The organism is Streptomyces sp. NPDC006335, assembly GCF_040612795.1.
GTDB lineage: Bacteria > Actinomycetota > Actinomycetes > Streptomycetales > Streptomycetaceae > Streptomyces.
Genome location: NZ_JBEXQX010000002.1, coordinates 364,962 through 389,365, shown reverse-complemented (window position 1 = coordinate 389,365; position 24,404 = coordinate 364,962). Strand labels below are relative to the sequence as shown.

Sequence of the window (24,404 nt, the reverse complement as noted above, 5' to 3'; positions counted from 1 at the left end):
GAGTGAGCTCAGCCCGCGAACCAGCGGACCGGCTTCGGCGCGAGGTTCTGGTAGACGTGCTTGCTCTCGCGGTACTCGGCGAGGCCGGCGGGGCCGAGCTCGCGGCCCACTCCGCTCTTGCCGAAGCCGCCCCACTCCGCCTGCGGGAGGTAGGGGTGGAAGTCGTTGATCCAGACGGTGCCGTGACGCAGCCGTCCCGCGACCCGGCGGGCGCGTCCGGCGTCGGCGGTCCACACGGCACCGGCGAGGCCGTACTCGGTGTCGTTGGCGAGGGCGATCGCCTCGTCCTCGGTGCGGAAGGTCTCGACGGTGAGGACGGGTCCGAAGACCTCCTCCCGCACGACCCGCATCTCGCGGTGGCAGCGGTCGAGGACGGTCGGCTCGTAGAAGTAGCCGTCGGCGGGACGCTCGGGCGAGGGCTCGGGGCGCTGGCCGCCGGAGCGCAGCACCGCGCCCTCGGCGAGCGCGGAGGCGACGTAGGCCTCGACCTTGGCGCGCTGCTGCTCGGAGACGAGCGGCCCGCACTCGACGCCGTCCTCGGTGCCGCGGCCGAGGCGGATCTTGGAGGCCCGGCGGGCGAGTTCGGCGACGAAACGGTCCCGGACGGACTCCTCGACGATGAGGCGGCCGCCCGCGGAACAGACCTGGCCGCTGTGGATGAAGGCGGCGTTGAGGGCCTGGTCGACGGCGGTGTCGAAGCCCTCGGGGGTGGCGCAGGCGTCGGCGAAGACCACGTTGGGGTTCTTGCCGCCGAGTTCGAGGGCGACCTTCTTGACGGAGGGCGCGGCCGCCTGGGCGACCTTGGTGCCGCTGACCAGGCCGCCTGTGAAGGAGACCAGGTCGACGTCGGGGTGCTCGGCGAGCCGGGCGCCGACGGTGTGGCCGGGGCCGGTCACGATGTTGGCGACGCCTTCCGGCAGCCCGGCCTCGACCAGCAGCTCGATGAGCGCGATGGTCGTCATCGGGGTGATCTCGCTCGGCTTGACCACGAAGGTGTTGCCGGCCGCGAGCGCGGGGGCGATCTTCCAACTGGCCTGGAGGAGCGGGTAGTTCCAGGGGGTGATGAGCGCGCACACGCCGACGGGTTCGTGCACGACGACGCTGTGGATCTCGGTCGAGCCGGCGTCGACGACCCGGCCGGGCGCCTCACCGGCGACGAGGTCGGCGAAGTAGCGGAAGGCGTCGGCGACACAGTCGATGTCGACCCGGCCCTCCTCCACCGTCTTGCCCGCGTCCCGGCTCTCCAGGAGGCCGAGTTCTTCGCGGTCGCGTACGAGAAGATCGGCGACGCGGCGCAGCAGTGCGGCGCGTTGGGCGACGGGGGTGAGCGGCCAGGGGCCCTGTCCTGAGTCGAAGGCCCGGCGGGCGGCCTCGACCGCCAGGTCGGTGTCCTTCTCGTCACCCTCGGCGACGACGGCGAACGGCCGCGCGTCGGCGGGGTCGAGGATGTCGCGGGTGGCTCCGGAGACGGCTGCGCGCCATTCGCCGCCCGCGTGGATGGTGTGCGGCTCCTGCCGCGCCTGCTGTCCGGCCATGATCGGTGTTGCCTTCCGTTCCTGTTCGGTTCCCCTGTGTCACACGGGTGTCACTCACGGGGACCGTCGTCGCATGCCCCGACGTCCCGATTGCATGCGCAATCGATGGCCGAAAGTGTGCTGGCTCACTGAAATTGCGGACGAACAGGATGAAAAGCAACGCGGCGGGTGCGGCCGGACGCCGGTTCAGTCGATCGACGCCGCGTCGCAGGCGTGGGGCGCGCAGAACCCGGTGAGCGCGGCGGTCAGGAGCTCCAGCTCGTCCTGGCCGCCGTCCTTCTCCAGGCCGTACGCGGCGATCGCGTAGATCAGGCCGTCCTGGGCGACGAACCGTTCGTCGTAGACGTGCCAGGGGCCGACGTCCGGCTCGCCGCTGAGGGAGTCGGCCCGGTACTCCAGGCGTTCGCCGGTGAACCCGGCCTCCTCGACGGGCCGGAGGTCCAACTGCTGGAAGCCGTCCGGCTTGGGGGTGTCGGCGGAGAGATAGAGCTCGAAGGACGCCTCCGGGGACTCCTCCGCGACCTGGTACACCTGAAGCCGGCGTTCGCCGTCCGCGCTGCGGTAGCTGACCACGTCGATGCCGTACTTGGACGCCACGGCGGTGCGCGACCAGCCCGCGGGCCGTGCGATCCGGAAGCCCTCCTCGTCGACGTACAGCTCGTACCCGGCGGGGAGTTCGGGGGCCGGCGGGGACGCCGTGTCCTCGGTCGGCGAGGGGGTCGGCGAGTCGTCGGGGCCGCCCTGCCGCGTGACGAGCTCCGTGGGTGTGGGGCTCACGTCGACGGCCTTGTCGTCCTCGTCCCCGCCGCCGACGACCAGCGTCAGCACCAGGGTCACGGCGACACCGACGGCGGCGACACCACCGAGCGCGGACCACAGGAGCCGGCGGTTCGTCCCGGCGGCGGGCTCGGCAACGGTCGTCTGACCGGCGGTCGACCAGGCGGAGCCCGACCACTCGGCCGACGGGCCGGATCCGCCGCCGAGCTGCTCCACCGAGGACCAGCCGCCGGGGGCGCCGGACGAACCGGGCCCGTGCCAGGTGCTGCCGTCACCGGCACCGGGCCAGGTCGCGGGAGGGGAGGGCGGGGGCGGCGGGGAGGGGACGCTGATCGTCGGCGGTTCCGCGGGGCCGGACCGCGCGGCCGCGGGGGAGTCGGACTGCGCCCCGGCCGCCGGCGGCCACACGGGCGCGTCCGGCCCCGCGGAGGGCGTGGCGGTCCCGCCGGCCGACGGCACCGCGTCCGGCCGGGCCGGTGGCGGCGGAGTGACCGGTCCGGTCGCGGCCCGGCCCCCGTCCCCGTCCTCCCACCGCTGCGTCTCCTCGTTCCAGTACCGCACGCCCCCGCTCATGGCGTCCCCTTCCCCTTCACCGCTTCCCCCCGCTCACACCCGTGCCGGGCGGGCCGGCTCACCGCGCCCGCACAGAGGGGCACGGTACGCCCGCGCTCACAGCCCCAGCAGCCCGGCCACCGCTCCCGCCGACGCGACCAGGCCGACCAGCGCCTGCGAGTCGTCCAGCAGCGCCCGCAGGCGCTCCCGACGGGTGGGCCCGGCCTGCCCCGTCGTGACGATCTCCTCCTCCGTCTCGGCCAGCGCGCTGTCCAGGGCGGCCGTCTCGTCGGTGGCCCTCAGGCGCGTGAGGTCCTCGCGGAGTTCCCGTACGGCGGTCAGGAGCGCCTCGGCCGTCTCGTCCCGCTGGGGAGCCGTGCCGTGGTGGCTCTCGGCGTGCGCGTGGCTGCCGATCGCGAAGGTGCTGCCGTGGACACCGCCGCTGATGCTGACGCCCGGCTCATCCGTTGCCATTGCCGCTGGTTCCCTTCTGGGGCGCGGGTCCCGCGCCGCCCGTGGAGGACGCGGTGGCGTTCTTGCCGACCGCGAAGGTGCTGCCGTGGACACCGCCCTCGACGTTCACGCCGCCGCTGCTGATGTTCACGATCTTCTGGACGAACTCGCCGGTCTGGTAACCGGAATCGGCCAGCGCGGTGAGCACGCCGTGCGCGACCCGGTCCTGCACGCTCCTGAGGTAGCGGTAGGCGTCCATCTCCTGGAAGCGGGAGCCTTCGTCCATCGAGCCGAGCTCCCGCACCGACAGCGCCGGACCGTCGGGCAGCGCACCCGCGTAGCCGCCGGTCAGCAGCTTCCACGCGTACCCCACGCCCCGGCCGAGGGTGACGAGGGAGCGGGCCGCGGAGCCCGGCACCCGGGCCACCGCCCAGGCCGCCTTCCCGACGACGTTGTTGTGCCGGTAGGTGTGGGCCGCGCGGTCGGCGTCCTTGAAGTCCTCGCGCACCGGCAGCAGAACGTGCGGGGCGATCTCCAGCATCAGCATCCGGCCCTGGGTGTGGACGCGCACGAAGACCGTGACGACCAGCTCCTCCTCCCAGCCGCCGACCCGGATCCGCAGGAAGTGCCGGCGCTTCTCGGCACCCTCCTCGACCGCACGCGCCCGGTGGTCCTCGAAGGCCTCCGGGTGGTACGGCGCCTCCTCGCGCCGGCGCAGCCCCTCCGCGGGCAGGAACACGCACTCGTCGATCTCCAGCCAGCGCAGCCGGTCGCGGACCGTGTGCCCGGCGAACTCCGAGGGCAGCCGCAGCTGTTCGAGCAGCGGGCGGATCTTCTCCAGGACCGCGCGGTTGTTCAGCGGGAGCTGTTCCTTCTTCATCTCGTCGGGCCGCAGCTCGACGGCGAGCACCCAGGTCTCGTAGGCGAACCCGGCGCCGCAGAAGGGCCGCTTCTCGTGGTACATGACCAGCGGCGCGTGCTGCTCGATCCGGATGCGCTGCTTGAGCCGCTGGAACCGCTGCCCCTCGGCGCGCTCGGCGGGGTCGCCGGCCGCGTCCGGGAAGCGCTGCGGGGACAGCTCGGCGCCGACCGCCCTGGCGAACTGGCCGCGCTGGGCGGCCACGCACACCGCGATCAGCGCGAAGACGACGATCACCAGCCAGGCCTGCACCGCGCCGACCAGGCCGCTGATCCCGTCGAAGTCGGGGAACAGCAGATCGGACAGGTCGGAGGAGTCACCGTAGGAGCCGTACGACTCGCCGTAGCCGTACGAGTCGCCGAAGGATCCCGAGCCGCCGTAGGACGACGAGTCGTCGTCGCCTCCGCCGAACGCGAGGACGAGGGCCAGGATCAGGAACGTCGCGAAGAGCAGACGCCCCCACCAGCGCATGAAGAAGGCGGGCACCCGCCGGTACAGCGGCGGGTTCGGGCCCTTGCCCCGGACCCAGGAGGCGGCCGCGAGCAGCAGGCTGGGGCCCAGGAACACGAACAGGAGGCCGCCGGTCAGCGGCAGCCCGATCACCCACAGGCCCAGGATCAGCCCGGCCCACAGCAGCTCCTGGCGCCGGGCCCGCAGCGCGTGGGCGAGCACCCGGGCCGCGTCGAGGCCGAGCGAGGGCGCCACGATCCGCTGTTCGTTCAGATGGAGCTGCTCGATGACCTGGTCCCGGTAAGCGGAATCCAGATAGGTGCCCGCGCACAGCAGCCGGGTCGCCTCGCTGGCGTGCGGCGGCGTGACGGGGCCCGGCGGTGCCGACTGCGGTTGCCGAGGCACGGATGTAGTGGTCACGCGAGTCCCCCGATGCGTGCAAAGCCCTTGGTGACGTCAGTTGTTGACAAACCATCAGCATAGAGGTGCGGGTGGGGCCAGGAAACCGGAATGTCGGATCGATGGACGTCACCACAGTCCTTTGACTACAGTCAAAGATTATGGACCCGGTGTCGACACAGCACGTGGCGGAGTTCCGCCGGTTCAACCGCTACTTCACCCGCCGTATCGGGGCCCTGGACGACCACTACCTCGGCCAGGACCGCCCGCTCGGCGAGGCGCGGCTGCTGTTCGAGATCGGTGAGGGGGTCTCGCTGCGCGAGCTCAGGACCCGGCTCGGGCTGGACGCGGGATATCTGAGCCGGATGGCGAAGACCCTCCAGGCGCAGGGCCTGGTCCGGATCAGCGTCCACCCGGGCGACAGCCGGCTGCGCATGGTCGAGCTGACCCGCGCCGGACGCACCGAGCTCAAGGAGCAGAACCGCCGGGCCGACGCCCTCGCCGCCGGCCTGCTCGACGGGCTCACCACGGCCCAGCGCGACCGGCTCACCGAGGCGATGGGCACCGCCCAGCGTCTGCTGCGCCTGGCCTGCATCACCGTGGCCCCGGTCGACGGCGCCGCCCCCGACGCCCGCGCCTGTCTCGACGCCTACGCCGCCGACATCGACGCCCGCTTCCCGGAGGGCTTCGACAAGTCCGACCTGGTGCGCCCCGAGGAGGTCTCGGGGCGGGCGGGCGCGTTCTTCGTGGCGTACGAGGAGGGCCGACCCGTGGGCTGCGGCGCACTGCGGCGCCTGCGACCCGGGATCGGCGAACTCCGCCACGTGTGGGTCCACCCCGACGCCCGCCGCCTGGGCCTCGCCCGCCGGATCCTCTCCGCCCTGGAGACGGAGGCCGCCGCCCGCAGCTTCACCGTCGTGCGGCTCGACACGCACGCGTCCCTCACCGAGGCGCAGACGATGTACCGGGCGTGTGGCTACACGGAGATCCCGCCCTACGCCGATCACGTCTACGGCGATCACTGGTTCGAGAAGCGACTGCCCGGCCCGGCGAGCTGACCGTGTCCCTCGGACACCGGGACGGACCCGGAGACTCGCGCACTATCGCGTTCGGCCGGACACGAGTACTATCGCGTTCGGCCCGTCACTGATCCGGCGGCCCAACCACCCTGTCCCGCGCCCCAGTTGACCCGAGGAGCCGCCGTGCCCTCCCTGCTGAACCCGGTCATCGGCCTGCTGATGCTCCGCACGCGCGCCGAGAGCGACGACACCCTCGCCGGCCCCGGGCCCCGGACGTACGCGCCTCGCGGAGCCACGAGCCGTACGGCGCGGTCGAGTTGTGCGTCCTGGACGACGCCTGCCCTGTACCGGGAGCGGCGCCATCGCTCGGGGGCGCGGTGGGCCTCCAGGTGCGGCTCGACCGGTTCGGGGGTTCGTCCGCGCTCCGACCGGCACCGCCGCCCGCCCTGTCTTCGCCGGTGAGGGACCAGCTGGGCACAGGCCGCTCAGACGCACTCCGTGTCCGCCGGGCAGAAGGAGGCCAGCGCCCTGGTGAGCGGGTCGCGCACCAGGTGGGGCGGGAGGGAGGCGGGGCCTGCCGCGCGGATCGCGTACAGCGTCCCGTCGGCGGCCTGGAAGCGGTGGTCGACGACCTGGCGGGCGCCGAGGTCCGGGTCGTCGTAGTGGTAGACGATCTCGGCCCAGGTGGTGCCGGAGGTCCGGTCGAGGACCTGGTAGCCGGGCCGGTGGGCGAATCCGTAGCCGGGGGCGTTCTCGGCCAGGTCCAGGGACTGGGCCGGGGTGTCCTCGGCGATCCGGAACACCTGGAGCCGGCGGCCGTCGGCGGGGGCGCCGTAGACGACGACCGGCGCAGGCCCGCCCCGCTTCTCGGTGCGGGTCCAGCTGCGGGGGACGTCGACGGAGTAGCCGACGGGATCCTGCACCCGGCGGTATCCCGAGGCCGTGGAGGCGGAGGGCGACGGGGACGAGGGGGCGGCCGTGAGGCTCGGCACCGGTTTGCCGCCCGTGCGGGTCCCGGACCCGAGGGCGGTGTCCCGCAGGAGCCACCAGACACCGGTGCCGACCGAGACCCCGACCAGGACGGCCACCGCGAGGGCGGCGAGCACCCGCCGGACCCGATGGGGCGCGGGCGCGGGACCCGGGGTCCAGGACGGGACGTGAGAGGCCCGGGTCCCGGCCGTCGCCCAGGGCGGCGCGAGCGAGGTCTGCGTCTCCGCGGAGGCCCACGGCGGAGCGGTCCCGGCCTCCTCCGAGCTCCAGGCCGGCCGGCCCCTCTCCTCGCTCGGCCCGTGTCCCGCTCCGGCACCGGAGCTGTAGCCGTTCCAGCCGTTCATCGCGAACCCCCCGAATCACCCCACCGGGCAAGACTTCGACCGTAGGGCGGAAAACGGCCACGGGCCCCGTTCCGGAGGGAACCGGAACAGGGCCCGTGCAGGCTCGTGACAGAGCTGTGGAGAAAACTCAGATGAGGCCGAGGGCGCGGACCGCCTCGCGCTCCTCCTCCAGCTCCTTGACGGAGGCGTCGATACGGGCGCGGGAGAACTCGTTGATGTCCAGGCCCTGGACGATCTCGTAGGCGCCGTCCTTGGTGGTGACGGGGAACGAGGAGATCAGGCCCTCCGGGACGCCGTAGGAGCCGTCCGACGGGATGCCCATGGAGGTCCAGTCGCCGTCCGCGGTGCCGTTGACCCAGGTGTACACGTGGTCGATGGCGGCGTTGGCGGCCGACGCGGCGGAGGAGGCGCCCCGGGCCTCGATGATCGCGGCACCGCGCTTGGCGACGGTCGGGATGAAGTCCTCGGCCAGCCACTTCTCGTCGTTGACGGTCTCGGCGGCGTTCTTGCCGGCGACCGTGGCGTGGAAGATGTCCGGGTACTGGGTGGCGGAGTGGTTGCCCCAGATGGTCAGCCGCTTGATGTCGGCGACCGTGGTGCCCGTCTTCTTCGCGAGCTGGGTCAGCGCGCGGTTGTGGTCGAGGCGGGTCATCGCGGTGAAGCGCTCGGCCGGTACGTCCGGGGCGGCGGCCTGGGCGATCAGCGCGTTGGTGTTGGCCGGGTTGCCGACGACCAGGATCTTCACGTCGTCCGCGGCGTGGTCGTTGATGGCCTTGCCCTGCGGCTTGAAGATGCCGCCGTTGGCCTCCAGCAGGTCACCGCGCTCCATGCCCTTGGTGCGGGGGCGGGCGCCGACGAGCAGACCGACGTTGGTGCCGTCGAAGGCGACGTTGGGGTCGTCCGTGATGTCGATGCCCTGGAGCAGCGGGAAGGCGCAGTCGTCGAGTTCCATCGCGGTGCCCTCGGCGGCCTTGAGCGCCGGGGTGATCTCCAGGAGGCGAAGCTTGACCGGCACGTCCGCGCCGAGCAGCTGGCCGGAGGCGATGCGGAACAGCAGGGCGTAACCGATCTGGCCGGCCGCGCCGGTGACGGTGACGTTCACGGGAGTGCGGGTCATGGCGTTCTCCGTATGACAGACGGCAGTGGGGCGTCCCTGCCCCGGACGTTTGATCGATCTCTTGGCGTCAAGAGATCTCCACCGGTCAGGCTATCGCGCATCCGGGATCCCGGACGTCCGGCCCCGTGTGGCCCAGCCCACAAACCGCCGCCCCGAACAGAAAGAGGCGGCCGCCCGTCCGGGAGAGGGGGGACGAAGGCGGCCGCCGTATGGGGGTACCGTTTCCGGACTCCCGTGGGGGTACGGTTCGCGTGCCCCGGATTCACCGGCCCATGCATACTCCGCGAGGATTCACCCGCCCAGGGGGCCGGCGTCGGATCCGTTTGCGACTCCGCCGCCGGGCGCCACCGGCCCCTCAGCCCCTCACGGGCGATCCTCGGGCCCCTCAGTCGCTCTCAGTCGGTCTCAGCCGGTCTCAGTCGGTGCACCCCTGCTGTCCGGAAGCCAGCGTCACGCACGCCTTGGCCTCGCCGGCGTCCTTCACGGCGACCATCGGCGTGTAGGCGATGGTGTCCCCGGCCTCCGTGATGCTCCCGCTCTGCTCGGCCACCTTGCCCGCGCTCACCTCGACCTTGTCCCCCTGCCCGGCCTGGGTGACCCGCCCCCAGGCCGCCCCGCAGGTCTCGCTGTAGCGCACCTCGACCACGGTCGTCCCCACGGTCGCGGTCTTGGCGGTCGTCACCAGATTCCCGCTGCATCCCATGGCCTCGGCGTCCTTCCCGGTGCACCCCTGGCCACTGCACTTCACACCGGCGGGCAGCGAGACGGTCGCACTGGCGGACGGCGACGGCGACTTCTCGGTCTTGTTCTTCTTGTCGCCGCCCGGGTCGGTCAGGAAGAACACGGCGGCGATCACGACCAGCACCCCGACGACCCCCGCGAGGAACATCGTCAGACGCCGCTTGCCCCCGCCGGAACCCCCGGAACCACCGGAGCCGGCAGCACCGGCAGCACCGGCGGCGCCGACCGGGGTCCCGTCACCGGGACGCGCGTCCTGCGGCTGGTCGTACGGCCCCGGCGTCCCCGGCGTCCACCCCGGGCCGCCCGAGGAGGCCGACCCGGACGGAGCCGTACGCCCCGATGTCTGCGACGGCCCCTGGTACCCGGCCATGCCCCAGGAGTTGCTCCCCGAGGACTCGCCGCGCCGCGCCTCGGCGCTGTCGTTCTCCGACGCCACCGGCTGGGGCGGCACCGTGGGGGCGACCCCGGCCGGTCCCGCCACGCCCGGCGTCGCCGTCGCGCTGCCGCTCCTGCGGGCCGTCTTGCCGCCCTTGGCGTTCGCGGGCGGCGCCCCGAACTCACCGAGCGCGGCCCGCGCCTGGGAGATCCGGATGGCCTCCATGGTCATGTCGTGGCGCATCTCGGAACGGCTCCAGGCGCGTTCGGCGAGCTCCCACATCGTGGTCAGGTGAACCGGATTGGTGCCGGTGACCTCGGCCAGGGCGACGATCGCGCCCTTCGGCGCGAGCAGCCGGCCGTTGAGATAACGCTCCCAGGACGTCTTGCTGTAGCCCGTGCGGTCGGCGACGGCCGCGATGCTCAGGCCACTGCGGTCCACGAGCCTCCGCAACTGGCTCGCGAACTCCCTGACCTGCGGATCCAGTTCATCCGGCAAGGCCCTCCATCGAGGCATTGCTCCCCCTCTTCCCCCCGGTCGGTGCTGGCTGTTCCCCGCTCTTCCCCGTGCCGTAAGGATCTCAGCTCCCCGGGTGGGGGCGCACGGGAGCATCCGCAAGTTCGACACGTTAGCCGTGCTGTCGAACAGCTCCATATCAAATACGCAAACCTGTCGATACATCGCCACAGGCGGAACACACCGGAGATAACGGCCGTCCCGCACGCCCCCGGATCACCCTGACGCCACGGCCCCTGCCACCCCGAGCAGCAGGACGAGCACGAGCAGCAGCGCGGCGGCCAGCAGGAGGCGGTTCATGCCGTTCGCGCGCTCGGCCGGGGGCTCCTCCCACCAGGGCAGCGTGGGATCGTCCTCGTACCTCTCCTCCGTCTCGCCCGTCCGGCCCTCCGCTCCCCCGGCGGCCCGCGCGGGCGCCGCCGGGCGGGGCCAGGCCTGGACCGCCAGTTCCCAGCGCACACCGAAGCGCTCGGCGTCGGTGGTGTCGAGGCCCGCGATCCGGCACAGGGCGGCGACGGCCTGGTGGGGCGGGGGCTGGGTGGCGTTGAGATAGCGGTGCCAGGAGGACTTGCTGTACGCGGTGCGGGCGCCGAGCGCGACGAGGCTGAGCCCCGTGCGGTCCTTGAGCTGCCTGAGCTGCTCCACGAAATGCCGTACCTCCGGCGGCAGATCGTCGGGCAGCGCCTGCCAGCCACTCATCGCCCACCTCCGCGGCGTCCTCACCTGCTTCCACGCAAGTGACGACGTCAGGGGGGTGATCGGTTCCTGGTCCGGGGCGGGCTGTGGCAGGTCTCGCACACCGTGCCGGAACCGTCACCGCTGTGCCACAGCGAACGGCCGGCGGTTGAACGGGCTGTTCGCGGCGCGGGAGGCTGGGTGACAGCGGCGGTCCGTCCCTCGTCGGGGGTGGGGGCGGACCGCCGGCCCGCTCGGGTCAGCTGTTGCTGACCGTGAAGTGCAGGGTGTCCTTGAGGAAGGGGATCTCCAGCCAGGGGTCCGGCTGCACCATCAGCGCCAGCAGGACGATCGCGGTGCCGAGCACGCCGTAGGTGGCGATGTCGGTGAAGCGGGAGCGGACGGCGAGCATGCCGACGTCCGGCAGCAGCCAGCGCAGCACGGCACCGGCCAGCAGGGCGAGACCGATGAACAGGGTGCCGTAGCGGAACTGGTCCAGCGCGGTCAGCAGCAGCCCGAGCCCCACGACGGCCGACACGGCGAGCACCGGCCACTGCCGGGCGGGCGCCGGAGCGTCCCGCGGAGCGGCGCGGCCACCGCCCTCGGGCCGCGCGGTGTCCCGGGTGAACAGCGGAAACCGGCGGGTGGCCCGCCGCGGCCGCCCGTCGACATCGGGCGCGCTGATCGCGTCCCGTACGACGATCTCGGCCTGCTCCCCGGGCTCCGCCACCTCGTCCACCGCGACACCGGCACCTCCGGTCTCCCGGCCCGCACCGACGCCACCGCTCCCCGCACCCGACGCCACATCCGCCTCCCGAGAGACCCGCTCCTCACCTTCGGACACCGTGTCCGCCGGCCCCCGAGACCCGCCGCTGACGGCCCCCGCCTCCCGACGCCCACGAACCCCACCCGCCGCCCCACCGGGCTCCTCGGCACCCCGCGCACCGGAGGTCTGCGTCGCGGGGTCCCCGGAATCCCGCGCACCGGAGGTCTGCGTCCCGGGCTCACCAGCCACCCGCTCCACACCCGCTGGTGCCTCACCTGACGGCACACCGGGCTCCTCGGAACCCCGCGCACCGGAGGTCTGCGTCCCGGGGTCCTCGGAAGCCCGCGCACCGGAGGTCCGCGTCCCGGGGTCCTCAGCGCCCCGCGTGTCGCCCGTCTCCTCAGCAGAGCCCGTCGTCGCTCCCCGCTGCTCGGGGCCCCGGGCCTCAGCCGACACCGCGCTCCGCCGCCTCGACCACGTTGACGAGAAGCTGGGCGCGGGTCATCGGGCCGACGCCGCCGGGGTTCGGCGAGATGAAGCCGGCGACCTCGGCGACGCCCGGGTGGACGTCGCCGACGATCTTCCCCTCGGCGTTGCGGGAGACGCCGACGTCGAGGACGGCGGCGCCCGGCTTCACGTCCTCGGGACGGATCAGGTGCGCGGAACCGGCGGCGGCGACGATGATGTCCGCGCGCTTGAGGTGCGAGGACAGGTCACGGGTGCCGGTGTGGCACTGGGTCACCGTCGCGTTCTCGCTGCGCCGGGTGAGCAGCAGCGGCATCGGACGGCCGATCGTCACGCCACGACCGACGACCACCACCTCCGCGCCCTTGATCTCGACGCCGTAGCGACGGAGCAGGGTCAGGACGCCGTTGGGGGTGCAGGGCAGCGGCGCCGGCTCGTTGAGGACGAGGCGGCCGAGGTTCATGGGGTGCAGCCCGTCCGCGTCCTTGTCCGGGTCCATGAGCTCCAGGATGCGGTTCTCGTCGATGCCCTTGGGCAGCGGCAACTGGACGATGTAACCGGTGCACGCGGGGTCGTCGTTCAGCTCGCGGACGACCGCCTCGATCTCCTCCTGCGTGGCCGTCTCGGGCAGTTCGCGCTGGATGGAGGCGATGCCGACCTCCGCGCAGTCGCGGTGCTTGCCGGCGACGTACTTCTGGCTGCCGGGGTCGCTCCCGACGAGGATCGTGCCGAGGCCGGGCGTGACGCCCTTCTCCTTCAGCGCCGCCACGCGGGCGGTCAGATCGGACTTGATCGCGGCTGCGGTGGCCTTGCCATCGAGAATCTGGGCGGTCATGACCCCATCCTCCCGGATGACCCTGCCCCGGTTCCAATCCGGGTTCCACCAGGGCTCCGCCCAAGATCGGCGAGGTTGCACTTGCACAACACATACCGAATGAGGCTGGACAACAACACACCTGCCTAGAACGATGTCTGGCGCAGTATCGCGGTTGGTGTTCGGGGGGCAGACCGCTCAGCCATGACGTTCCTCCGCGCAGTCCCGCATTGTCCCCAGCTTGGCCAACGGAGGATCACCATGAGTTTCGGCTCGCCCAACAACCCTTACGAGAAGCCGCAGAACCCCCAGCAGCAGCCGCCGCAGCAGCCCGGTTACGGCTACCCCCAGCAGCAGCCGCAGCAGCCCGGCTACGGCTACCCGCAGCAGGCTCCCCAGGGTGTGCCGCCGCAGCAGGGATACCCGCAGCAGCAGGGCTATCCGCAGCAGCAGGGCTACGGCTACCCGCAGGCCCCGCAGGTCCCCGCCTCCGCCTACGGCTACCCGCAGCAGCCGGGCTACGGCATGCAGCCCCCGTACGCCAACTGGGGCCAGCGCTTCCTCGGCACCCTGGTCGACATGCTCGTGTTCGCGGTGCCGTACGTCCTCGCCGGCGTCGGCGCGGCCAACGACATGCCGGCCCTGGCGATCATCGGTTACCTCATCGTCATCGGCCTCGCGATCTGGCTGCTGATCATGGAGGGCCGGACCGGCCAGACGCTCGGCAAGAAGGCGCTCGGCATCCGTCTGGTGCGGGAGAGCGACGGGCAGCCCCTCGGTGTCGGCATGGCCTTCGTCCGCCGTCTCGCGCACTTCCTGGACAGCCTCGCGTGCTACCTCGGCTGGCTGTGGCCGGCCTGGGACGCCAAGCGCCAGACCTTCGCCGACAAGGTCTGCTCGTCCATCGTCATCCGGACGAACTGACCACCGTTCCACCACAGTCGGGGGCGGATCGCCACGTCGCCTTCTCGCCATACTTTCCCCGGGGCCGTGTCACGCCGTGACACGGCCCCGGGGCGTCACCCACCCTTGCTGGTAGACACGCGGGGACGGGGAGACGGACCGTGTACAGCATCATCGTGGTACCTCCGCCGACCACGGAGGACCGGACTACGCCCACCCAGGTGCGACTGGCCCCCGGCGAGCGGCTGACCTTCGGGCGCGGCCCCGCCTGCGCGGTGCGGATCCCGCACGAGGGGGTGTCCCGAAGAGCCGGGGAGATCACCGCGCAGGGCGCGTTCTGGGTGCTGAGCAACCTGTCCGGGCGGCAGACGTACGTCGTGGAGAACCCGGAGGGCGCGGGCGAGCACATCAAGGTCGGGCCGGGGCGCCTGGAGGCGCCGGTCCCCTTCGAGTTCTCCCGGATCGTGCTGCCGGCCGCGGGTGACCTGATCGCGCTGGACGTGTGGGCGCCGCGCCACGACTATCTGCGCGCCGCCGGCGACATCGAGGGGACGACCACCGCGCCCGCCTTCTCCGTCGACCGTTCCAAGCGCTACTTCGCGGTCCTTGCCGCCCTGTGCGAACCCCGGCTGCGCGGCGAGCCGCACGCCCCGCTGCCCACCGTGGACCAGGTGGCCGAGCGGCTGCGTCCCCACTGGGGGGCCGCGTCCCGCACGTCCGTGCAGTGGAACATCGACTACCTGGCGGTGAAGCTGCGCCTGAAGCCCGGTCCTGAGGAGGCGGCACCGGGCCCCCGGCTGAACGGCAAGAAGGAGTCCCTGGTCTCCCTCGCGCTCCGCTTCGACCTGGTCCGCGAGGAGGACCTGGTGGTGCTGCCGAGGCCCGGCGGGGTGGCCCGGTGACCGAGCCGTACGCGGTGCCGGTCCCCCGGGGCTACCGGGTGGGCGGCTGGGAGGTGCGCGAGCCGATCGCCACGGGCGCCTTCGGGAGCGTGTACGAGGGCCGGCGGCGGGACGGGCAGCCCACGACGGCCGCCCTGAAGTTCCTGCCCACCGGCACCGGCACGCCCCGCCAACTCGCCCATCTGCGCGAACTCGTCGAGCGCGAGGTGCGGTTGTACTGCGGGCTCACCCGCCCCCGCCTGATCCGGCTGTACGACACCCTCGTCGTCGACGACCCCGAGCGCCCGGAGCTGGACGGCGCCACGGTCCTCGTACTGGAGAAGGCGCACACCTCCCTGGCGGCCCTGCTGGCCGCGCAGCCGCGCCCGGCGTCCGGGCCCGCCCTGCTCGCCGAGATCTGCGAGGGGCTGGCCCAACTGCACCGCGCGCACTGGGTGCACGGCGACCTGAAGCCCGCCAACGTCCTGCTGATGGACGACGGCTCGGCCCGGCTCGCCGACTTCAACATGGCCGCGGAGCTGGAGGGCACGCACGCCTACACCCCCGCCTTCTCCACGCCCGACTACACCCCGCCGGAGCTCCTGTGGGCGGAGATCGGCGAACGCGGCCGACGCATCCGGCCCTCCGCCGACGTCTGGGCCTTCGGCGTCCTCGCGCACCTGGTCCTCACCGACACCTTCCCGCTGCCCGGCGGCACCCCGACGGCCCGCCGGGACGCGGCCGCCGCCTACGCCCGCGGCACCGAGGAGCTGCGCCTGTCCCCCGAACTGCCCGACGACTGGCGGGACATCGTCCGCGACTGCCTCACCCGCACGCACGCCGAGCGGATCACCGTCGAGCCGCTGCTGCGCCGGGTCGAGACCGCCGCCGGCACCGCCCGCTCGCCCCGCCCCTTCCTCACGCGCCGCCCCCGTCGTACGACGCTCACGGCGGTCCTGCTCGCCGCCGCCGCGCTGGCCGGGCTGGGGTACGGCATCAGCGACCGGGCCTCCGACGACGACGGCCCCGCCGGCGGCCCCTCCGCCACGGCGAGCGTCGCGCCCGCGACCTACGGCGCCGCCGAACTCCGTACCGACAAGGGCGTCCCGGCCGCCTACCGGGTGCTGATCGTCGAGTCGGCGCACGACTGCGCCCAGCAGGACGTCACCCCGGCCCTGATCGCCGCCATGCTCAAGGCGGAGAGCGACTTCGACCCGGATCTGTCGGACCCGGCCAACGACGAGTACGGCATCGCCCGCTGGACCCCGCGGGTGCTGCGGTTCTGGATGAACGCGGACGGCACCCCCGCCGACACCGTCCCCGAACCGCCCTTCCCGCCCGCCGAGTCCATCCCGGCGATGGGCCGCTACCTGTGCTGGATCGCGCCCCGCCTGGACGCCGGTCTGCCGGGCGACCGCCGGGTGCTGATCGCCGCCGCCTACCGGACGTCGTACGCCAAGGTGAACGACGCGGGCGGGGTCCCGGAGAAGTACCGCGACTACGGGGCCCGGGTGGCGCGGTACCTCAAGGAGTACACGCCGCCCGGCGGGAAGTGACCCTGAGACTTCTCAGGTACCCCCGCGCGGTCCGGTCCCGGAAGGTGGTGGGACACCGCTTCGGCGGCACCACCACCGAGGTTCACCTGGGGGTATCGACGTGAACATCATCAAGCCCGCCGCGCTGCTGCTCGCGGCCGGGGCGCTGGTCGCCGGCTCCGCGGCCGCGGCGTCCGCGGCCGCACCGGACACACGGGAGTCCGCTCCGGACGGCACCCGCGTGACCGCCGTCGCCGACGGCGACCGGGACTGGGCCGACCCTGCCAACCGGGACTTCTCCACTCCGGACGGCACGCGGGTGACCGGCGGCTACCACCCCGACGGCACACGCGTCACCGGGGTCCAGCCCGACGGCACCCGGGTGACCTGACCCGGCACGGACCGCGCGGTCTCCGGCCCCGTCGGGGGAGGGCCGGAGACCGCGCTCACCTGCGCCGCCGCCCGCGTTCCCCCCGTATCCCGGCACTCCCCGGCAGCGGGGCGCTAGCCTCTCCTCAGTCAACTGGTGTGACGCGAGAGCACGTTGAGGAACGAAGAGGCAGGTCGGGGGGACCGTGACAGACATACCGGCGGCCGGTGACACCGCGCTGCGGCAGGCGGGCGCGGTCCCGCTGCTGCCCGCCGATCCCGTGCGCATCGGCCCCTACGTCCCGCTCGGGCTGCTCGGCAGCGGCGGTATGGGCCGGGTCTATCTGGCCCGGCGCGCCGACGACGCCCCGGGGCTCGCCGCCGTGAAGGTGATCCGGCCCGAGTACGCCGACGGCCCGGACTTCCGGCGGCGGTTCGAACGGGAGGCCGCCGTGCACGGGCGGGTGCGCACCCCGCGCGCACCGCACCTGCTGGGCACCGGGTTCGACGACGCGCTGCTGTGGATGGCCACCGAGTACCTGCCGGGTCTCAGCCTCGCCGAGGCCGTCCGCGAGTGCGGGCTGCCGGCACCGGCCGGGGTGTGGCGGCTGGTGGCGGAACTAGGGGAGGCCCTGTCGGCGCTGGCCGCCGCCGGGGTCGTGCACCGGGACCTCAAGCCGTCCAACGTGATCCTGTCCCCGCGGGGCGCGCACGTCATCGACTTCGGCATCTCCCGCGCGGCCGACAGCAGCGCGATCACCACGACCGGCAACCGGGTCGGCACGGCCGCGTACATGGCGCCCGAGTATCTGCGCGAGGGCCGCTGCGACGCCGCCTCCGACGTCTTCTCCCTCGGCTGCACCCTCGTCTACGCCGCCACGGGGCACGCCCCCTTCGGCGACGGGACCGGCGTGGACGTCATGCACCGGGTCGCCTTCGAGGCACCCGACAGCGAGGTGATGGCCGAACTCGCGCAGGCGGATCCCGCGTTGGCCTCGCTGCTGTCCGCCTGCCTGACCAAGGACCCCGCCGGGCGACCCGACCCGCGGGGGCTGATCGAGGCGGCCACGGCCGCCGGGCACGGCCGCGCGTCCCACTGGCACGAACCGCTGGCCGCCCGGCTCCGCGAACGGCAGCAGGGGTGCGCGGTGCTGGAGGGCACGCCCGTGCGGCAGTCCCCCCACTTCCGCACGCCCCTGGAGCCGGTGCACGCGCCGGTTCGCGTGCCGGCCACCGGGACCCCCGGCAGGCGGCGCAGGCCCCTTCTGGTCGCCGTCGCGGGCCTCGCCGTCGGAGCCGTGGCCGTCGGTGCCTTCCTGCTCACCCGCCCGGGCCTCGACACCCCGGCCGCCGCCGCCCCGACGACCTCCGGCAGCGTCACCGCCACCGCGACCTCCGCGAGTCCCCGTGCCTCCGCCTCGCCCTCCGGCAAGCACGCCGGCGAGAAGAAGAAGGACGGGAAAGAGGCGCAGACGGCCGCCCCGGAGAAGAGCAGCGACGCGCCGGACAGCACACCGTCCGCGACAGCCACCCGGAGCAACGAAGGCGCCGGGGGCGGCAGCAGCACGGCCCCCACCCCCACGGCCACGGTGACCAAGACGGCCGCGCCCCCGGCCACCCCCGCCTGGATCTCCGGCTGCACCTACTACTCGGGCACCGAACTCACCGACTACGGCGACAAGGGCCAGCGGGTCGTCCAGGTGCAGTGCATGCTCACCAAGCGCGGCTACGGCGTGGGCGGTTCGGGCGTGGACGGCGAGTTCGGCCAGGACACCCGGTCGGCGGTCAAGCAGTTCCAGAGCGCCAAGGGTCTTGAGGTGGACGGCCAGGTGGGGCCCAACACGTGGGCGGCGCTCCGCAGTTCCACGTAGCGCCACCCAGGTCGGGGTTCCGGTTCCGTCAGTGGAAGAAGTGCCGCGTCCCGGTGAAGTACATCGTGACGCCGGCCTTCTTCGCGGCCTCGACGACCAGTTCGTCACGGACCGAGCCGCCCGGCTGGACGACCGCCTTCACACCGGCCTCCAGGAGGACCTCCAGGCCGTCCGGGAACGGGAAGAAGGCGTCCGAGGCCGCGTACGAGCCCTGCGCGCGCTCGGCACCGGCCCGCTCCACGGCGAGCTTCGCGGAGTCGACGCGGTTGACCTGGCCCATGCCGACGCCGACCGAGGCGCCGTCCTTGGCGAGGAGGATGGCGTTGGACTTGACGGCCCGGCAGGCCCGCCAGGCGAACGCGAGCTCGGCGAGTTCGTCCGCGCTCAGGGCCTCGCCGGTCGCCAGGGTCCAGTTCGCCGGGTCGTCGCCCTCGGCCTGGAGGCGGTCGGTGACCTGGAGGAGCGCGCCGCCGTCGATGGGCTTGACCTCGGCGGGGTGCGCGGGCGCGGCCGGGGCCTTCAGGACGCGGATGTTCTTCTTCCTGGCGAGGGCCTCGAGGGCGCCGTCCTCGTAGTCGGGCGCGACGATGACCTCGGTGAAGATCTCGGCGACCTGCTCGGCCATCTCCTTGCTGACGGGCCGGTTGACGGCGATGACCCCGCCGAAGGCCGACAGCGGGTCACACGCGTGTGCCTTGCGGTGCGCCTCGGCGACGTCCGCGCCGATCGCGATACCGCAGGGGTTGGCGTGCTTGATGATCGCCACGGCCGGCTCGACGTGGTCGTACGCGGCACGGCGGGCGGCGTCCGTGTCCGTGTAGTTGTTGTACGACATCTCCTTGCCGTGCAGCTGCTCGGCCTCGGCGAGACCGACGCCGGTGCCGTCGACGTAGAGCGCGGCGGGCTGGTGCGGGTTCTCGCCGTAGCGCAGGGTGCTCTTGCGCTCGAGGGCCGCGGCGATGAACTCGGGGAACGGGGAGTCGTCCGCGGGGGCGTAGGCGCTCGCGAACCAGCTCGACACCGCGATGTCGTACTCGGCGGTGTGCCGGAAGGCCTCGGCGGCGAGGCGCTTGCGGGCGGCGAGGTCGAAGCCGCCGTCCTTGACCGCGGCGAGGACGTCGGCGTACCGCGCGGGGCTGGTGACGATCGCGACGGAGGGGTGGTTCTTGGCGGCCGCGCGGACCATCGACGGGCCGCCGATGTCGATCTGCTCGACGCACTCGTCGGGCGTGGCGCCGGAGGCGACGGTCTCGCGGAACGGGTAGAGGTTGCTGACCACCAGGTCGAACGGCTCGATGCCCAGCTCGGCGAGCTGGTCGCGGTGGTCCTCCAGGCGCAGGTCGGCGAGGATGCCGGCGTGCACGCGCGGGTGCAGGGTCTTGACCCGGCCGTCCAGGCACTCGGGGAAGCCGGTGAGCTCCTCGACCTTGGTGACGGGGACGCCGGCGGCGGCGATACGGCCCGCGGTGGACCCGGTGGAGACGAGCTCGACGCCCGCCTCGTGCAGCCCGCGCGCGAGATCTTCCAGGCCGGTCTTGTCGTAGACGCTGACGAGCGCCCGGCGAATGGGCCGCTTGTTGCTCTCGGCGGTCACTGGATAACTACCTTTCGTCCCTCAATGCGATAGCCGTTGCGGGCGAGCCGCCCCACGACCTCGACGAGCAGCCTTCGCTCGACTTCCTTGATGCGCTCGTGCAGAGCGCTCTCGTCGTCCTCGTCCCGGATCTCCACCACGCCCTGGGCGATGATCGGTCCGGTGTCGACGCCGTCGTCGACGAAGTGGACGGTGCAGCCGGTGACCCTGGCTCCGTACGCGAGCGCGTCGCGCACTCCGTGGGCCCCCGGAAAACTGGGCAGCAGCGCGGGGTGGGTGTTCACGAACCGCCCGCCGAAGCGCGCGAGGAACTCCTTGCCCACGATCTTCATGAACCCGGCGGACACCACGAGGTCGGGTTCGTGGGCGGAGACGGCCTCGGCGAGGGCGGCGTCCCATTCCTCGCGGGTCCCGAAGTCCTTCACCTTGCGGACGAAGGTGGGGATCCCGGCCCGCTCGGCCCGCGCGAGCCCCTCGATGTTCTCGCGGTCGGCCCCGACGGCCACGATCTCGGCGCCGTAGGCCTCGGTGCCGGTCGCCGCGATGGCGTCCAGCAGCGCCTGGAGGTTCGTACCGGATCCGGAGACCAGCACGACCAGGCGCTGGACCGGCCTGGCCTGCTCGGCCACGGGCTTGGCGGCCACGACGGGGCCCTTTCTCGGGGGAGCGTTTGTACGGTCGTACGAATGCTTCGAGCCCCGGGATACGGGGAAGTCTACGAAGCGGCCGAACGCCAGCAACGATACCGGCACATCGGAAGGCCCCCTCGGGACGGGGGCGTGGCCGGAAGGTAGCGTCTGCCAGGGGCCTCTCCGGGAACGCGGACGGTGTGCGGTGCGTTCAGGAAATGACGGCTCTCGCCAGACGACTCGTACTCCTAGGGGAAGACGCTCACTTGATGTCGGACCGCAGCCTGCGACTCCTCACGCTCTCCCAGCAGTCGGTGCAGGGACGGGAGCGCGGCGCCCTGCTGCTGCGGGAGCAGCCCGCCTCGCCGCCGGACGCGCCTTCCTCCGACAAGAAGGACGGCCAGGGCGGTGCGGCCGGGGAGGACAACCCCTTCGCCCCGCCGCCGGAGGGCACCCCCGACCGTCCGTGGCAGCCGCGCCGTCCCGAGGGTGCGGACGACGACCGGGGCGACGGCGGGGGCCGTACGCCGTGGGGCAGCCAGTGGAGCGACCGCCAGCCGGGCCGCTCCGACGGCGGTTTCGGCGAGCGCCCGGGCGCGGGCCCCGGTGGCGGTCCTGAGGGGCAGGGCGGTGCGGGACGCAATCCGCGCTGGGACCCGACGGACCCCTCCCAGCGCCGCGCCCGCTACGCCCTGCTCTGCGGTATGTGGGCGTTCTTCTTCGTCCTCTTCGGCTGGCCGTACGTGAGCCTCCTGCTGGGCGCGCCGGCCCTCTACTGGGGCATCAGCGCCCTGCGCGCCAAGCCCCGCACCCCGGACCCCGACACCCCGGCCCCGCCGCAGTCCGCCCGCCCCCAGACCACCGCGGCGATCAGCGGCCTGGTCACCGCCTCGCTGGCCATCGTCTTCGTGGCGGCGAGCTTCACCGCGAGGCTCGTCTACGACGACTACTACACCTGCACGAACGACGCCCTCACCAACCAGGCCCAGCAGGCCTGCGAGGACCTCCTCCCGAAGAAACTCCGGGGCGTCCTCAGCACGAACGGCTGACGCGGGGGGCGTGGGCGGGTTCCGGCGTCAGTCGGTGTCCGGGTCGGTGGCCAGGGGGTTCTCGGTGTGCAACGGGGGCTTCTCGGCGGGCTCGTGCAGCGGCGGGGACGCCGCCTCCTTCAACGCCGCCCAGCGGGTCTCCAGCAGCGTCTCGTCGTACCAGGGTGTCGGCGAGGACACCTGCTCCGCCGAGGGGGCGGGCGTCAGGTAGGCGTACGGCTCGTAGGCGTCGTCGTGGTCGAAGGCAGAGGCGTCCTGGTCTGGGGCAGGAACGGCCTGCGGGGCGGGTGCCTCCACCGGTCGGGCCTCGGGCTCCTCCGCCTTCGTCGGCCGGTGGATCCACGTCCGCGCCGAGGACAGCCGCCCCCGCAGCCCGCTCCTCGTCCGGCCCCGCCAGGCCCGTACCGTCAGCGCCACCGGCACGCCGGCCGCCGTGAGCCACCCCGCCACCGCCGGGCCGACCTGCCACCACACCGGCCCGAACCGGGCCAGCACCCCCACCCCGAGCGGTCCGCCGGCCAGCACGGTCAGCACGGCGATCGCCCCCGCGCACAGCGCTGCCGCCCACACCACCGTGCCCGCCGTCCGCCCCCGCGACCATCCCTCGTCCGCGGCACGCCCCACGAACCACCCCACCACCACCCCGGCCACCACCGGCACCGCCCCCGCCGCCCAGTGCTCCGGCCCCCCGGCTCCCGCCTGCGGCACCGCCGCCAGCAGCGGAAACGGCGGCAGCAGCGGCGCGGGGTCCGACGACAGCGGCCCCACGGCATGCCCCGCGCCGAGGACGAAACCGGGTCCGGCGGCGTACCCCAGCGCCCACACCGCCGCGTTGGGCAGGAGCGCCAGACACAGCAGCAGGACGGCGAACCGTCCCGACCACCCCTCCGTGAGCTGGAGGAACGAGCTCCGCGTCGCGCCGCCGTGCGCCACCAGTGACACCCCCAGCAGCACCGCCCCGCCGCCGAGGAGGACGGACGCCCCGGCCCCCGCGGCACGTGCCGCCGTGGCCAGCCGTGCCCGCGCCCGCGCCCCGAGCACGAGCCGCCGCACCCCTGCCGGCAGCAGCACCAGCACCCCGTCCAGCGCCTCGGGGGGACGGCCGTACGCCGTCCACACCCCCGCGGCGGCCGCGCCCATCACGACGACCGGCAGGCACCCGCAGGTCCACGTCCAGGAGGGCCGCAGCGCCCCGCCGGACGCGTACAGCGCGGCCGCCGCGCCGACGGCGAGGTACCCGAGCACGACGCCCGTCCACGCCGTCCGCCCGGACGCCTGCGGCGGCCCCTCGTCCCCGGAGGCCACGTCCCGCGCCGCCCGGTGCACCAGCCACAACGGCAGCGCGAGCAGGAGCAGCGGGGTGACGCCGACGGGTGCCGGGACGCCGGAGAGCGTGTCCGTCCGGACCAGCTCGGCCCCGTGCGCGAGCAGCCACAGGGCGGCGGCCACGTGCAGCGCGCCCCCCGGACCGCTGTCGGGATACGGCGAGCTGATCCACAGCGCGATCACGAGCACGGCGAACGAACCGAGGCCCAGCCCTGCGGCCACCGCGCCACCCAGGAGGGCGGCGGTCAGGCCGGGCGTCCGGTCACGCAACCGGGTGAGCAGGGGCGACAACGACGTGCGGCGAACGGTCATCTGGATCACGCCCGCCATGCTCCCAACGACACGCGCTTTCTCGTCGTAACAGGCGAAGCTCGGATGTGTCGCTCAATATACGACTATGTACTTTTTCGCACGAAGGGGCGCCCTGTGACGCGGGATCAGGTCGCCAAAGGGGCCGGCGCCACCGGCGAGCTGACGGCTCCTCAGCAGGGGCACGAGGGGTCCTCCGCACCTTCCCTGACACCCGCTCAGGCCTTCGACGCGCTGTACGCGTTCTGCGCGCCCGCCCTCGTCCGGCAGACGTATCTGCTCACCGGCCGCCGCGAACTCGCCCGCGAGTCGGTCGAACGGGCCTTCCAACTCGCCTGGCAGCGCTGGCCCGAGGTGGCGGTGGACCGGGATCCGGCGGGCTGGGTACGGATCCTGGCGTACGAGTACGCCCTCTCCCCCTGGCACCGTTTCCGGCCCCGCTACCGCAGCCCCGAGGCACCCGTCGCCGACCCGGCCGACCGCGCGCTGATGGCCGTACTCCTGCAACTGCCGCCCTCGCAGCGGCGCACGCTCGTGCTGTACGACGGTGTGGGCCTCGACCTTCCGGAGACGGCGGCGGAGACGGAGGCGAGTACGCCGGCGACGGCCTACCGGCTGATGAACGCGCGGTCGGCGATCGCGGACCGGCTGCCCGATCTGGCGGACCCCTCCGAGCTGCACGAACGCCTGGTCTCCCTGGCCTCCGGGGAACGGCTGCGGGCCGCGCAGCCGCCCGCGGTGCGGACCGGGAGCGAGCGCCGGGCCCGCTTCTGGACCCGGGCGGCGATCGCGTTCACGGTGGCCCTGATCGGCACGACGGCACTGACGCTGCGGACGGCTCCGACGCACTACGAGCCGCCGGTGGCGCCGGGGGCGGAGATCCAGGGGGTGCCGAAGCGGGTGGGACAGGGGGCCCTGTCGGAGTCGGAGGTGGAGTTGCGGAAGAAGCTGCGGAGCGGGCTGACGAGTGGTGCGGAGAGGGTGCTACCGCTGAGTCGTTGACTGCGGGCCGGTGGGGGCTGGTCGCGCA

21 protein-coding genes are annotated in these 24,404 nt (G+C 73.3%); 8 read left to right on the top strand and 13 right to left on the bottom strand.

The genetic code is table 11. From position 1 onward, the window contains the following. Positions 1-8: 8 nt before the first annotated feature. The 4 genes from ABZ098_RS07705 to ABZ098_RS07690 all read right to left on the bottom strand — a co-directional run bounded on the left by ABZ098_RS07705 (position 9) and on the right by ABZ098_RS07690 (position 5,106). Positions 9-1,535 carry an aldehyde dehydrogenase family protein gene (locus ABZ098_RS07705; protein ID WP_356588267.1) on the bottom strand — a complete coding sequence of 509 codons (1,527 nt, stop codon included), beginning with the start codon at positions 1,533-1,535 and terminating at the stop codon, positions 9-11. A gap of 186 nt (positions 1,536-1,721) precedes the next feature. After that, positions 1,722-2,885, bottom strand: a complete 1,164-nt coding sequence (locus ABZ098_RS07700) for a hypothetical protein (protein ID WP_356588265.1) — start codon at positions 2,883-2,885, stop codon at positions 1,722-1,724. Between the two features lie 96 nt (positions 2,886-2,981). Further along, positions 2,982-3,338, bottom strand: a complete 357-nt coding sequence (locus ABZ098_RS07695) for a hypothetical protein (RefSeq protein WP_356097446.1) — start codon at positions 3,336-3,338, stop codon at positions 2,982-2,984. Next, entirely contained in the window at positions 3,325-5,106 is a 1,782-nt protein-coding gene (locus ABZ098_RS07690; RefSeq protein ID WP_356588263.1) for a hypothetical protein, read from the bottom strand. The genes ABZ098_RS07695 and ABZ098_RS07690 overlap by 14 nt, the downstream gene beginning before the upstream one ends. Positions 5,107-5,246: 140 nt before the next feature. Here ABZ098_RS07690 and ABZ098_RS07685 point away from each other — a divergent pair, with 140 nt between their 5' ends. Then, the gene (locus ABZ098_RS07685; RefSeq protein ID WP_356588262.1) at positions 5,247-6,143 is read left to right on the top strand and encodes a bifunctional helix-turn-helix transcriptional regulator/GNAT family N-acetyltransferase; all 897 of its coding nucleotides are present in this window, start codon (positions 5,247-5,249) and stop codon (positions 6,141-6,143) included. Between the two features lie 446 nt (positions 6,144-6,589). Here the strand turns inward: ABZ098_RS07685 and ABZ098_RS07680 are convergent, their stop codons facing one another. The 6 genes from ABZ098_RS07680 to ABZ098_RS07655 all read right to left on the bottom strand — a co-directional run bounded on the left by ABZ098_RS07680 (position 6,590) and on the right by ABZ098_RS07655 (position 12,929). Beyond that, entirely contained in the window at positions 6,590-7,438 is an 849-nt protein-coding gene (locus ABZ098_RS07680) for a hypothetical protein (RefSeq protein ID WP_356588261.1), read from the bottom strand. 127 nt (positions 7,439-7,565) lie between these two features. Further along, positions 7,566-8,555 (bottom strand): malate dehydrogenase, encoded by a 990-nt coding sequence (locus ABZ098_RS07675; protein WP_356588259.1) that lies wholly within the window; start codon positions 8,553-8,555, stop codon positions 7,566-7,568. 415 nt (positions 8,556-8,970) lie between these two features. Further along, positions 8,971-10,170, bottom strand: a complete 1,200-nt coding sequence (locus tag ABZ098_RS07670; protein ID WP_356588257.1) for a DUF2690 domain-containing protein — start codon at positions 10,168-10,170, stop codon at positions 8,971-8,973. Positions 10,171-10,404: 234 nt separating this feature from the next. Then, a complete protein-coding gene (locus tag ABZ098_RS07665) occupies positions 10,405-10,887 on the bottom strand; it encodes a helix-turn-helix transcriptional regulator (protein ID WP_356588255.1) in 483 nt (160 codons plus the stop codon). A gap of 235 nt (positions 10,888-11,122) precedes the next feature. After that, positions 11,123-11,602, bottom strand: a complete 480-nt coding sequence (locus ABZ098_RS07660) for a DUF3017 domain-containing protein (RefSeq protein ID WP_356589341.1) — start codon at positions 11,600-11,602, stop codon at positions 11,123-11,125. Positions 11,603-12,074: 472 nt separating this feature from the next. After that, entirely contained in the window at positions 12,075-12,929 is an 855-nt protein-coding gene (locus tag ABZ098_RS07655) for a bifunctional methylenetetrahydrofolate dehydrogenase/methenyltetrahydrofolate cyclohydrolase (protein WP_356588253.1), read from the bottom strand. A 240-nt stretch (positions 12,930-13,169) separates the two neighbouring features. Here ABZ098_RS07655 and ABZ098_RS07650 point away from each other — a divergent pair, with 240 nt between their 5' ends. The 5 genes from ABZ098_RS07650 to ABZ098_RS07630 all read left to right on the top strand — a co-directional run bounded on the left by ABZ098_RS07650 (position 13,170) and on the right by ABZ098_RS07630 (position 18,467). Then, entirely contained in the window at positions 13,170-13,832 is a 663-nt protein-coding gene (locus tag ABZ098_RS07650; protein ID WP_356588251.1) for an RDD family protein, read from the top strand. Positions 13,833-13,972: 140 nt separating this feature from the next. Continuing rightward, complete coding sequence (locus ABZ098_RS07645; RefSeq protein ID WP_356588249.1) at positions 13,973-14,713, top strand: FHA domain-containing protein; 741 nt, start codon at positions 13,973-13,975, stop codon at positions 14,711-14,713. Beyond that, positions 14,710-16,248, top strand: coding sequence for a protein kinase (locus ABZ098_RS07640; RefSeq protein ID WP_356588247.1), 1,539 nt, complete (start codon positions 14,710-14,712; stop codon positions 16,246-16,248). Before ABZ098_RS07645 ends, ABZ098_RS07640 begins: the two co-directional genes overlap by 4 nt. Positions 16,249-16,348: 100 nt before the next feature. Then, on the top strand, positions 16,349-16,618 hold the full coding sequence (locus tag ABZ098_RS07635) for a hypothetical protein (RefSeq protein ID WP_356588245.1): 270 nt from the start codon (positions 16,349-16,351) through the stop codon (positions 16,616-16,618). A gap of 184 nt (positions 16,619-16,802) precedes the next feature. Next, positions 16,803-18,467 carry a protein kinase gene (locus ABZ098_RS07630; RefSeq protein ID WP_356588243.1) on the top strand — a complete coding sequence of 555 codons (1,665 nt, stop codon included), beginning with the start codon at positions 16,803-16,805 and terminating at the stop codon, positions 18,465-18,467. A 28-nt stretch (positions 18,468-18,495) separates the two neighbouring features. On the opposite strand, the gene purH is transcribed toward ABZ098_RS07630, so the two are convergent. Both purH and purN read right to left on the bottom strand, forming a co-directional pair. Then, positions 18,496-20,061, bottom strand: a complete 1,566-nt coding sequence (purH, locus tag ABZ098_RS07625; RefSeq protein WP_356588241.1) for a bifunctional phosphoribosylaminoimidazolecarboxamide formyltransferase/IMP cyclohydrolase — start codon at positions 20,059-20,061, stop codon at positions 18,496-18,498. Beyond that, a complete protein-coding gene (gene purN / locus ABZ098_RS07620; protein ID WP_356588239.1) occupies positions 20,058-20,705 on the bottom strand; it encodes a phosphoribosylglycinamide formyltransferase in 648 nt (215 codons plus the stop codon). Before purN ends, purH begins: the two co-directional genes overlap by 4 nt. A gap of 254 nt (positions 20,706-20,959) precedes the next feature. Here purN and ABZ098_RS07615 point away from each other — a divergent pair, with 254 nt between their 5' ends. Next, positions 20,960-21,739: a hypothetical protein gene (locus ABZ098_RS07615; RefSeq protein WP_356588237.1), complete on the top strand. Its 780-nt coding sequence runs from the start codon at positions 20,960-20,962 to the stop codon at positions 21,737-21,739. A 27-nt stretch (positions 21,740-21,766) separates the two neighbouring features. Here ABZ098_RS07615 and ABZ098_RS07610 read toward each other — a convergent pair whose 3' ends face one another. Next, a complete protein-coding gene (locus ABZ098_RS07610; RefSeq protein WP_356588235.1) occupies positions 21,767-23,395 on the bottom strand; it encodes a DUF6350 family protein in 1,629 nt (542 codons plus the stop codon). Between the two features lie 96 nt (positions 23,396-23,491). Here ABZ098_RS07610 and ABZ098_RS07605 point away from each other — a divergent pair, with 96 nt between their 5' ends. Then, positions 23,492-24,376, top strand: coding sequence for an RNA polymerase subunit sigma-70 (locus ABZ098_RS07605; RefSeq protein ID WP_356588233.1), 885 nt, complete (start codon positions 23,492-23,494; stop codon positions 24,374-24,376). Positions 24,377-24,404: the final 28 nt, after the last annotated feature.

Bases quoted from the DNA above. Each gene is read 5' to 3' on its own strand.
- ABZ098_RS07705 (WP_356588267.1), bottom strand. From the start codon at position 1,535: ATGGCCGGACAGCAGGCGCGGCAGGAGCCGCACACCATCCACGCGGGC.
- ABZ098_RS07700 (WP_356588265.1), bottom strand. From the start codon at position 2,885: ATGAGCGGGGGCGTGCGGTACTGGAACGAGGAGACGCAGCGGTGGGAG.
- ABZ098_RS07695 (WP_356097446.1), bottom strand. From the start codon at position 3,338: ATGGCAACGGATGAGCCGGGCGTCAGCATCAGCGGCGGTGTCCACGGC.
- ABZ098_RS07685 (WP_356588262.1), top strand. From the start codon at position 5,247: ATGGACCCGGTGTCGACACAGCACGTGGCGGAGTTCCGCCGGTTCAAC.
- ABZ098_RS07680 (WP_356588261.1), bottom strand. From the start codon at position 7,438: ATGAACGGCTGGAACGGCTACAGCTCCGGTGCCGGAGCGGGACACGGG.
- ABZ098_RS07675 (WP_356588259.1), bottom strand. From the start codon at position 8,555: ATGACCCGCACTCCCGTGAACGTCACCGTCACCGGCGCGGCCGGCCAG.
- ABZ098_RS07665 (WP_356588255.1), bottom strand. From the start codon at position 10,887: ATGAGTGGCTGGCAGGCGCTGCCCGACGATCTGCCGCCGGAGGTACGG.
- ABZ098_RS07655 (WP_356588253.1), bottom strand. From the start codon at position 12,929: ATGACCGCCCAGATTCTCGATGGCAAGGCCACCGCAGCCGCGATCAAG.
- ABZ098_RS07650 (WP_356588251.1), top strand. From the start codon at position 13,170: ATGAGTTTCGGCTCGCCCAACAACCCTTACGAGAAGCCGCAGAACCCC.
- ABZ098_RS07615 (WP_356588237.1), top strand. From the start codon at position 20,960: ATGTCGGACCGCAGCCTGCGACTCCTCACGCTCTCCCAGCAGTCGGTG.
- ABZ098_RS07610 (WP_356588235.1), bottom strand. From the start codon at position 23,395: ATGGCGGGCGTGATCCAGATGACCGTTCGCCGCACGTCGTTGTCGCCC.